Origin of the sequence: Alkalinema pantanalense CENA528, assembly GCF_050753345.1 — a bacterium.
Taxonomy (GTDB): domain Bacteria; phylum Cyanobacteriota; class Cyanobacteriia; order Leptolyngbyales; family Leptolyngbyaceae; genus Alkalinema; species Alkalinema pantanalense.
In genome coordinates, this window is record NZ_JBLZFX010000020.1 from 63,134 (window position 1) to 73,150 (window position 10,017).

Annotated in this window: 8 protein-coding genes; 3 read left to right on the forward strand and 5 right to left on the reverse strand. The window is 50.7% G+C overall.

Going from position 1 to position 10,017, the window contains the following annotated elements:
* Positions 1-225 precede the first annotated feature (225 nt).
* Entirely contained in the window at positions 226-2,142 is a 1,917-nt protein-coding gene (gene ftsH / locus ACN4EG_RS09070) for an ATP-dependent zinc metalloprotease FtsH (RefSeq protein WP_431629023.1), read from the forward strand.
* A 127-nt stretch (positions 2,143-2,269) separates the two neighbouring features.
* Here ftsH and ACN4EG_RS09075 read toward each other — a convergent pair whose 3' ends face one another.
* The 5 genes from ACN4EG_RS09075 to dxs form a co-directional block, all read right to left on the reverse strand.
* On the reverse strand, positions 2,270-3,346 hold the full coding sequence (locus ACN4EG_RS09075) for a PRC-barrel domain-containing protein (RefSeq protein WP_431629024.1): 1,077 nt from the start codon (positions 3,344-3,346) through the stop codon (positions 2,270-2,272).
* A gap of 254 nt (positions 3,347-3,600) precedes the next feature.
* Entirely contained in the window at positions 3,601-3,990 is a 390-nt protein-coding gene (locus tag ACN4EG_RS09080) for a hypothetical protein (RefSeq protein ID WP_431629025.1), read from the reverse strand.
* Positions 3,991-4,065: 75 nt separating this feature from the next.
* Positions 4,066-4,890 carry a trypsin-like serine peptidase gene (locus ACN4EG_RS09085; RefSeq protein ID WP_431629026.1) on the reverse strand — a complete coding sequence of 275 codons (825 nt, stop codon included), beginning with the start codon at positions 4,888-4,890 and terminating at the stop codon, positions 4,066-4,068.
* A gap of 310 nt (positions 4,891-5,200) precedes the next feature.
* Positions 5,201-5,608: a hypothetical protein gene (locus ACN4EG_RS09090; protein WP_431629027.1), complete on the reverse strand. Its 408-nt coding sequence runs from the start codon at positions 5,606-5,608 to the stop codon at positions 5,201-5,203.
* 185 nt (positions 5,609-5,793) lie between these two features.
* Positions 5,794-7,686 carry a 1-deoxy-D-xylulose-5-phosphate synthase gene (dxs, locus tag ACN4EG_RS09095; RefSeq protein WP_431629028.1) on the reverse strand — a complete coding sequence of 631 codons (1,893 nt, stop codon included), beginning with the start codon at positions 7,684-7,686 and terminating at the stop codon, positions 5,794-5,796.
* A 273-nt stretch (positions 7,687-7,959) separates the two neighbouring features.
* Here dxs and ACN4EG_RS09100 point away from each other — a divergent pair, with 273 nt between their 5' ends.
* Both ACN4EG_RS09100 and ACN4EG_RS09105 read left to right on the forward strand, forming a co-directional pair.
* The gene (locus ACN4EG_RS09100; protein ID WP_431629029.1) at positions 7,960-8,103 is read left to right on the forward strand and encodes a hypothetical protein; all 144 of its coding nucleotides are present in this window, start codon (positions 7,960-7,962) and stop codon (positions 8,101-8,103) included.
* A gap of 103 nt (positions 8,104-8,206) precedes the next feature.
* Complete coding sequence (locus ACN4EG_RS09105; RefSeq protein WP_431629030.1) at positions 8,207-8,842, forward strand: hypothetical protein; 636 nt, start codon at positions 8,207-8,209, stop codon at positions 8,840-8,842.
* Positions 8,843-10,017 lie beyond the last annotated feature (1,175 nt).

Here is a 10,017-nt window from a genome sequence, read left to right on the forward strand (position 1 = left end):
GGAATCTCCGGTACGGGATTGACTAGCCGTGTAAAAGCACAAAAGTGTAGAAGAACAAGTTTAGAAGCCCAAAAGTGACTCCAGAAGAGTAAAAGCACAAAAGTGCCCCCCGATCTGAATTTTGGGAGGGTAGACTAGAGAGAATACACCGCTCAGTATTTGTTCTGTAGACTGTTTCGAACTCCAATAGCACCTGATTTCGATAGGCTAGGCATGAGACAAGGCATGAAACGTTCTTTAGGGAAGCCCCACCAGCAACGACCCACCCATCCCCGATCGCCCTTTCGATCGGCGGGAATTGTGAAATTCTTGATGGGACTGGCCATCTCACAAACTGTTTTGCTGGCTAGCCCTGTCCTTGCCCAACAGCGTCAAAGTCCCTTGAACTATGGGGATCTCTTCGATCGCATCCGCAAAGATAAAGTGGAGCAGGTCAAAATTGATCCCACCCAACAAGTGGCGAAGGTGTATTTAAAGGATGCGCCGAAGAAAGATCAGCCCGTTGAAGTGCAGTTGCTCGAACGGAACGACGAACTGATCAACCTGCTAAATGACCAAAAAGTGGCCTGGAGCGTGGAGCGATCGGCGGATAATAGCGCCCTGATCAGCATCATGATCCAGCTACTGGCCTTTTTGTTATTGATTTCAGCGGTCATGTTTGTCATCCGGCGATCGGCTAATGGCCCCGGTGGCCCCGGTCAAGCCATGAGCTTTGGCAAGTCCCGTGCCCGCTTCCAAATGGAGGCCAAAACCGGCGTCGTATTTGACGATGTCGCAGGCATTGAAGAAGCGAAGGAAGAATTGCAAGAGGTTGTCACATTTTTGCGTAAGCCGGAGAAGTTTACCGCTGTGGGAGCTCGCATTCCCAAGGGCGTGTTGCTGGTTGGGCCGCCTGGAACTGGGAAAACCTTGTTGGCCAAGGCGATCGCGGGAGAAGCGGGCGTGCCTTTCTTCAGCATGTCTGGTTCGGAATTTGTAGAAATGTTCGTCGGGGTTGGGGCCTCCCGTGTGCGGGATCTGTTCAAAAAAGCCAAGGAAAATGCCCCCTGCATTGTCTTTATTGACGAGATTGATGCGGTCGGTCGGCAGCGCAGTGTTGGCTACGGCGGCGGCAACGACGAGCGCGAGCAAACGCTGAACCAATTGCTAACGGAAATGGATGGCTTTGAAGGCAATTCCGGCGTGATTATCATCGCTGCCACTAACCGAGCCGATGTCTTGGATCAAGCCCTGCTGCGTCCGGGGCGCTTCGATCGCCAGGTCACGGTGGATCTGCCCACGTTTAAAGGTCGCTTGGGCATTTTGGAAGTCCACGCCCGCAACAAAAAGATTGAAGAAGAGGTTTCCCTAGAGGCGATCGCCCGTCGAACCCCTGGTTTTTCCGGTGCAGATTTGGCAAACTTGCTGAACGAAGCGGCCATTTTGACGGCACGGCGACGCAAGGAAGCCATGACCATGGAAGAGGTGGAAGACGCGATCGATCGCCTGACGATCGGTCTAACGCTGACCCCATTGCTCGATAGCAAGAAGAAGCGTTTGATTGCCTACCATGAAGTTGGCCATGCGTTATTGATGACCTTATTGAAGCGATCTGATCCATTGAACAAGGTGACGATCATTCCGCGATCGGGCGGGATTGGTGGGTTTGCCCAGCAGGCATTCAACGAAGACATGGTAGACAGCGGCTTGTACACCAAAGCTTGGATGATGGATCAAATTATCCTGACCCTAGGCGGGCGGGCAGCGGAGGAAATTGTTTTTGGCCATGATGAAGTCACCGCTGGAGCCAGCAGCGATATCCGTTATGTGGCAAGTGCAGCACGGGAGATGGTGACGCGCTACGGCATGACGGAAATGGGACTGGTGGCCCTGGAAGGATCGGGCGATGTGTATGCTACACGGGGCGGTAATCTCACCCGAACAGACTATTCCGAAGAAGTGGCCACCCAGATCGATCGCAAAGTTCGAGAAATTGCCCAGCAATGTTTGGAGGAAGCGAAACGAATTCTCTTGGAAAACCGATCGTTGCTGGATCGCCTAGTAGACCTGCTCTTGGAGAAGGAAATGCTGGAAGGGGAGGAATTCCGCCAAGTGGTTGAGGCGTATCAAGCCAAAACGGAAGAAGTCATGATTTCTGTCTAGACTCCCCATCGAGTGAGTCAGCGCATTGTTGATCAACAGAAGGGAGATTCACGAATGAATCTCCCTTCTGTTGATCAATCCATAAATTTATGTCGTATATCTACTGGCTGACTCTACCTTGCCTCAATTACTCTTCGTATTCAGGCTGCTTCACCTTGTCAGGAATATTCAGCGCTTGAGGTTTGTATTCTGTGGCTTCGGGATCCGTCCAGGGATCTTCCGCCGATGTTTCTTCTAGGTCGGGGGTCGCAGCGATCGACCCATTGGCTGCATCCGTTGGTTTCGTTTCCACAATTGGTTTTGATTCCACGATGGGGGTCGCGTCTACCACTTCCTCTACGACTTCCGCAAATTCGACATCTTCATAGTCGTCGGCAATATCGTCTTCGTTGTAGGGTTCCTCGTAGCGATCGTGGGTGGTTGCGTTCGTCCAGTTATCCGCAGGCTCATTCTCCAGGTACCGCGCTTGCTGACGGGCTTGGGGCGGTTGCCGCAATTCCAAGGGTTCTGGCTGGCGTTCCCAGTTATCTTCATCCCAAGTTTCTTCCACAGTTTCCACCTGGGGACGGCGGAGAGGTGGCGCTTCCAAGGGAACTCGCTGACCAGAGGGCAACTGATTTTCAATGCGCACAGGACTGGGCGGCGCATAGAGTTCATCCTTTTCCCAGGGCGCTTTACCTAGACCGAGGCGTTCCAAGACCCCAACGGTCATCTGATTCAGGCGTTCTTCGGCTCCTTCATAGACAATCAGCCGATCGGGGCCGCTGCTGACAATTTCCGTCACACCGATTTCAAAGGTGCTCACCACTTGGTCAGGAATCAGCGGAAACCCCAGGGAGGCGATCGTGAGGGACTCCAGTTTGCCGTTGTCGATATCGAACTTATAGCCCCGCACCTTACCCAGGACTTCCCCGGTTTCGGTAATCACTTCGCAGTTAATCAGGCTATTGAACTGTTCAACGTCAATGTCTTCAATCACATTCTCATCATCCACCAGGATGACATCCCCAATTTGCCGAATGCTGCTCAGCATCATCGGTTGGGGCGTGCCGTAGAACAAGCTCGGTCGCAGACTCAGCGCAACCACTTCCTGGCTATCAATATCGACCCAAAGTTGACTCACGACACCTAGCTTTTTCCCCGTGTCGCGGGTAATGACTTGGGTGCCCAGGAGATCGGTGCGTTGGCGAAATTCTGCTGACATTACTAATCTCGAATCCTACGTGGATGAATTCTGCTTAAGTTTACCAAATCACGATCGGCGTGGCGTTGTGGAGTCGGGTGCGGGTTTCCGATACGCTGAGGTCGCGGTGGAGAAGGGATGAATCTTGGGGAGGTTGAGGGCATCAATGACAACTGCCCTGCATAAACCGTCTGCTGGCCATACAGGGCAATTTTCCAGGAATGACCGCTAGAAAAAAGCGGACTGCTAGGGGGAAGTTTCAGAGCCAGATCTGTCTACTCAGATAAATCTTCTAGATCTTCGCCTTCCACTTCCGGGGTTTCTGGCATCATCCTAGGCTGGCTGACTTTACCCTGTTCGTAGGTTTTACCCATTTTGGGCGGGGTGGGTAAATCCGGCACGGTGTTCCAAAGTTCGGAGGGTTTATCTTTGCCAATCATAATGATTTGTGCAGGCGCATTCGGATCCAATTTATAGCGAGGTGCCGCACTGGAGGACTTGCCACAAATTTTAGAGAGATCTACGGTTTGCCCTGATGCGGTTTCCATTTCGCAAAGAGCCTCTTGATTGGGCTGTGAATTAGCGCGGCTCGTAATGCCCCAAGATACGGCGGCCCCGAACAACACGATCGCAACACTTCCTAAAACAACTTGTTTCTGATGCATAGCTAGTCTTTTATCCTTGAAGCATTTGGGTGTGGATAAACTGATGCGATGAATGCTAAGTGAAGTTTTTCCGCGTTAAACCCGAGGGACGATCGTTGACCCTGCACCTTTGGTTTTCCGCAAGGTTTCGATCGCAGGCATGAAACGATCGATCGGCACCGCCAGACTAAACAACGTAATTTGAGTTTTAGGATCGAAAACAGTTGCAACTTGCATGCCTTGCAGTTTGCGATTGCGGGTGTGAATTCCGGTTCCAGAAGACCCTGGGGTCCCATCACAGTCATGGATGATCAGACCAATGTCCACCGACAGAAAATTGCAATTGAAATGGGCACCGGGAGTTTGACCTTTGATATCCCCCAGTTGTGCTTTCTCCGCCGTTGGCCAGTCCCCTGAATAACCAATTAGATTGACTTTCTTACCCACCGCAGTCAGTCCTGCTTGGTTAATGTCTGTAGACCAGTTGGTTTGGCCAAACCATCCGGTAGATTTGCCAAGGCTGCGATTAAACCGAACGATCGCCCAATCCCGCCGATAATCGCCAACCGTTTTCGGGGAAAAGTCGAGTCCCGTCCAAAAAACATCCACATTGGCAGCCTTGTAGTAGCGACTACCGTGGGAAATAGCATAGGCTTTGACTTGCAGTGGCCCATTTCCCTCATCATCCAAAAGACAATGGGTATTAGTTAATCCCAGATTAGTCCCTACGACCGTAAAGGTGCAGCTATAGAATTGTCCGTCTGCTTTTTGAATTTCCAATTGCCCTACAGCTTTTCGCTTATTACGCTTCATCCAACTGTAGGAAGGCGTTACCCGATCGTCTTGGCCAATTACACCGATCGGAGGTTTGTTAGGAATGGGTTCCTGGGTTTGGGCATGGCTAGATTGCGGAAAGAACATTGTCCCTAACCCGATCGAGGTACTGCTTAGCCCTATAAGCAATAGCGCTTTTGAAATTGGTTGAATTGACATGACACAACTAGGTAAATTTTCCAGTTTTAGTGAGCTATGAAACTTCCATGGCAGAGCGTTGATCTGGCTAACACAAGGTGTTTTCCACGGTTCAACAGCTTCTGAACGGATCTCTGCTCAAATTGTCCCCAGTTTCTGGAATGCCATGCGATAACAACAAGGGAGTTTTCATCCCTCAATAAATTTCTGCCAGCAGCCTCATTCCAGCAGCCTTGCGTTCTCTCCCTAAAACTTGTCCTTAATCGATCGCCGATGCTTTGAGGTGAGCTAAGTAGCGTTTGAAATCGGGCAAAAAGACAATTCCCAAACCGATCAAGGCAACCAAATTGAAGGACAGCAGCACTTCTAGAACAAAACAGACAACAACCGCCACCCATTTCCCTTTTGACGCAAAGAAGAGCGCTAACGCAGTAGGAATCAAACCCGCAAGCAGTCGCCCTGTGAAATAGCCTGCATGGTAGGGGCGATAGGCCGCTAACGATTTGGCTGGAGTCTGATTGACCAACTGTTCTTGAAAACCGAGCCAAAATCCAGAGGTGGCTTTAAAAGAAATAGTGGCGATCGCGATCGCAATCAAGAGACCCACCAATGCAATCTGGAGCCAGCACAAATAGCGAAAGGCTTTATAGACCAACGGTTGCTCCATCAACAAAATTCCTCCGTAAAACCCTGCAAATGAAAAAGGAGAGCGATCCGCTCCCCTTAGCTCAATGAGTTGACATCAGCATGACGCCTATATTCGATGGATTGAGGGGGCGATCGCAGCCAGAAATCCCATACGGCATGTTAGCCCTGCGATCGTCCCCTAGGCCAAACGGGGAACAGATAGGATTACACGCTAACTTTAGACGGAACAGGCTGCACAATCTTGAGGATGCGATCGGCCATCTGCGGTGGCGTCAGCCCTAACTCTGCCTTGGACTGATCAGGTGTGGCATGTTCCACCAAGAGATCGGGCACCCCAATCCGGGTAACAGGAACCGCTATCTCCGCATCCATCAGCGCTTCCACTACCGCAGAGCCAAATCCACCGGGCAAGCAACCTTCCTCAAAGGTAATGACCCGACCAATTTTCTGAGCCAGCGGCAGAATCAACTCCGTATCCAATGGCTTAGCGAATCGAGCATTTACCACCGTTGCTTCGATGCCGTGCTCGTGCAGGATTTCCGCCGTTTGCAGGCTGGGATAAACCATGGAACCGTAGGCCAGCAGCAAAATGTCATCGCCATGGCGCAGAATTTCACCCTTACCGATTTCCAACGGTTCCCAACCTTCTTCCATCAGCGGGACGCCGTAGCCGTTGCCCCGAGGATAGCGCATGGAGATCGGGCCATCGGTGTAGTTAATCCCCGTCACCAACATCCGCTGCAACTCCGCTTCATCCTTCGGAGCCATCATCACCATGTTGGGAATGCAACGCAGGTAGGAGATGTCATACATCCCTTGGTGCGTAGGGCCGTCGGAACCCACGATTCCCGCCCGATCCATACAAAAAAAGACAGGTAGGTTTTGGATGCAAACATCATGGATGATTTGGTCAAAGGCCCGTTGCAGGAAGGTGGAATAGATCGTCGCGATCGGACGCATCCCCTCGCAAGCCAAGCCTGCCGCCAAGGTCACAGCATGCTGTTCTGCAATGCCTACATCCACGTATTGCTTAGGAACCCGCTTCTGGAAAATATCCAGCCCCGTCCCCGTGGCCATCGCTGCAGTAATTCCAATAATCCGAGGATCATTTTCCGCCAAGGTGGACAGGGTTTCCCCAAACACTTTGGAGTAGCTGGGAGGCTTGGGTTTGCTAGAAGGAATCGCTTTCCCAGTGGCCAAGTTAAAGGGATTCTGAGCGTGATAACCGACCTGATCCTTTTCAGCAATTTCATAGCCCTTGCCCTTAGTGGTGGAAACATGCACCAGCACTGGGCCGGGATGCTTGTGGGCCTCCCGGAAGGTTTTAATCAGCTCTTCCAGATTATGACCATCCACCGGGCCAATGTAGGTAAAGCCCAATTCTTCAAAAACGGCCCCCACTTTGGAGACTGCCAGCCGCTTCATCCCTTCTTTGACCCGGTTCAATTCGGGCGAGAAGGGCAGGTTGCGAATTTGTTCCTCTAGGTTGTCGCTGAGGAACTGCATGGGAGGGCTGAGGCGAATCTTGTTGAGGTAGCGGGGAATGGCACCGACGTTGGGGGAAATGGACATTTCATTGTCGTTCAAGACCACCAACAGCTTAGTCTTGGGCAGGTGCCCCGCGTGGTTGATTGCTTCCAGCGCCATCCCGCCAGTTAGGGATCCATCACCAATCACGGCTACGCATTTAAAATTTTCCCCTTTGGCATCCCGGGCAAGAGCCATCCCTAGGGCAGCGGAAATGCTGGTGGAAGCGTGACCCGCGCCGAAATGGTCAAACTTACTTTCACCCCGCTTGAGATAACCCGCAATGCCATCCTTTTGGCGCAGGGTATGGAAATCGTGGTAGCGACCCGTGATCAGTTTGTGGGGATAGGCTTGGTGGCCAACATCCCAAACCACCTTGTCCTTATCTAGATCTAGAGTTTGGTAGAGAGCCAGAGTCAATTCAACAACACCAAGGCCGGGTCCGAGGTGTCCCCCACTGGCAGCGACTGTCTGGAGATGCTTTTCACGAATCTGACGAGCAATATCTTGAAGCTCCTTAATTGACAGACCGTGCAACTGGTTAGGGTGGGTTATGTCACTCAGATGCATGGGGTATCCTTCGGTTGTACGCTAAGTGGATTGGCGATTTAACAGGTAGCTTTACTAGGCCGCCTGTCGTTCACAGACTGTCTGCATAGCATGTCTGTATAGCATTCAGCTTATAGCGATCGCGGGATCCATTGTCTCCGTTGCAGGTTAGGTTTGTCCGCTGAGTCAAAGGCAGGGATCGATCGCTACAAGTCGAAGGTGTAACTTTAACTTTTTTCACTGTAGTTCATCAAATGGTCGCATTCAGCTTTCTGCGATGCATTTCGCAACGGTTTGAGTCAATTTGATGAAGATGTGCAAAGATGGCGAAAGAGTTATGGCTATCGTGCTCAGGCTTTTACCAAAGCCCTGCAAATTTCCCTCCCGAAGGATGATCACGTCCCCGCTAGCATCAAGCGCTATGAGAAGTCCTGCTAAATCGTAGAATCTGAAAAAAGATTGGGGGAGATCGGGGGCAATTTCTAGGTTCGATCGCCGTAATTTCTGACCGTATCTTGTACTGTGCGATCGCATTTTATCTATGCTGAAGCTTCAAATCTTCAATCGTGGTCTATCCAGGCTCAGTCTGGGCCTCCTAGTTATCTCCGGCTTGGGCATTGGCATGGGGCCGGGGCAACCTGCGATGGCCAATACCTACGAAACCTGTGCCAAGACTGTGGTGAAAGCAGGGGTTGATCGCGAAGTCGCCGGGATTGCCTGTGCCCAAGACCTCCATCCCGTTGACCTGGGCCGCTGTGTAGAGCGGGTCACCCAAGCAACCTTGGGGGCGGATGCAGCGCTATCGGCCTGTCGGCGAGTTCGGCGACCCTTAGAGTTGGCCGAATGTGTCACCGATATTCATTTCCAAGATAAGCAGGCTCCTATGCCGGATGTCTTGGAATCCTGCCGCAAGAGTTTATTGCCGACCCGTTTTGGAGAATGTGTGACGGGGCTGAGCCGAGATCCCCTAAAGCTTTCAACCCGCGAAGGACTGGATGTTTGCCTCAATGCCAGCGATCGGCCTAGGGATCTGCAACTCGTTCCGTTGGACTCTGTTTTAGGGCCGAGTCAAGCAACCCCTTCCATTACGGTGCCGACGCCCATCTCCCCTGCACCAGTGATCATGCCGACTCCAACACCGAGTCCCACGACGAATGTGATTCCTCAGCGTTTCTAAATGCATATTTCTAAATGCATGTTTTGGCCTATGTTTGGCCTATGTTATGAGGGATGCTAATGTGATCTCCACTGGCGTCCCTTTTGACGAAATGAATTGAGGTTGTTGCTTCTCAGGTTTCACGATCGTTGTGAGCTACTTCTCAGGTTGTCTCTCAGGTCGTCCTTCAAAAAATTACGACTACTCCAGCGGAATGCTATCAAACGATGACCACAAAAAAAATCTCAGAAGTCTTCAGACCCTATTTTTCTTAAGGTCAGCCAATTGATAAAAAGAGCAAATTTCTGGAAATAGCCTGGGTTTGGGACATAGTGACCCTATAAAACGTTGAGATCGATCATCTCGGGTTTACCCAAATATCACTAGAACTTAAGACAGTTATCACATACAATTCACGCTATTTTTCTTAAGATAGAGTTGTCCGGAAAGTGATTTGCCCAAAGGGAAGATCCCGGTTAGAAGGAGTCAAGTCATTATCACAGCATGTTGATCCGAAAGCTTGATTTCCTGACCAACAGCCTCATTTACCTATCCGCTCCATTTATACGCTCCAGAGGTGCCAGTATGTTTAAGCCAGTAGCTTTGCAAGATAATACCGAACGCTCTGTTTTTGCTCAGTCTACGATCGCGATGATTCTCTTCCTTTTGCTCGTGGCGTTGCTTTAATCAATCTAGTTCGTCACAACGCTAGTACGTTCCCGCATACAGAAGACGGAAGGAGACATACCAAATTCAAACTTCTAAGGCACCATAGACAGCCACTGGCTGACTGCCCAGGTTATACCAGAGGAAACTCTATTCAAATCTTTGCAACCAATGGTGCAGTCATTAGATCAGTGTATCTACCTATCAATCCTAGAACACATTGTTCAGCGATCGATTGAAGCGATCGATTCAGTAGATCGATCAAAACCGTAAACCCTCATCTCCTTAAGTTCTAACGCTTACGGAAATGAGGGTTTATAATGACTGCCTACAACACCATGGGAATGAACAGAAACGGACAGGTTTAAGCAATCATGAACGGAAGCGAAACTGTTCAAACGTTTCAGTCCCCAGAGTACGGCCATCCGGGGACTGAAAACTAAAATAATTTCTCTAGAGCTTAGGGATTTGCCAAGAAATAATATCCCCTCTTCATCCCCCACCCTCCTACCCTTTTACGCTCCTACCCC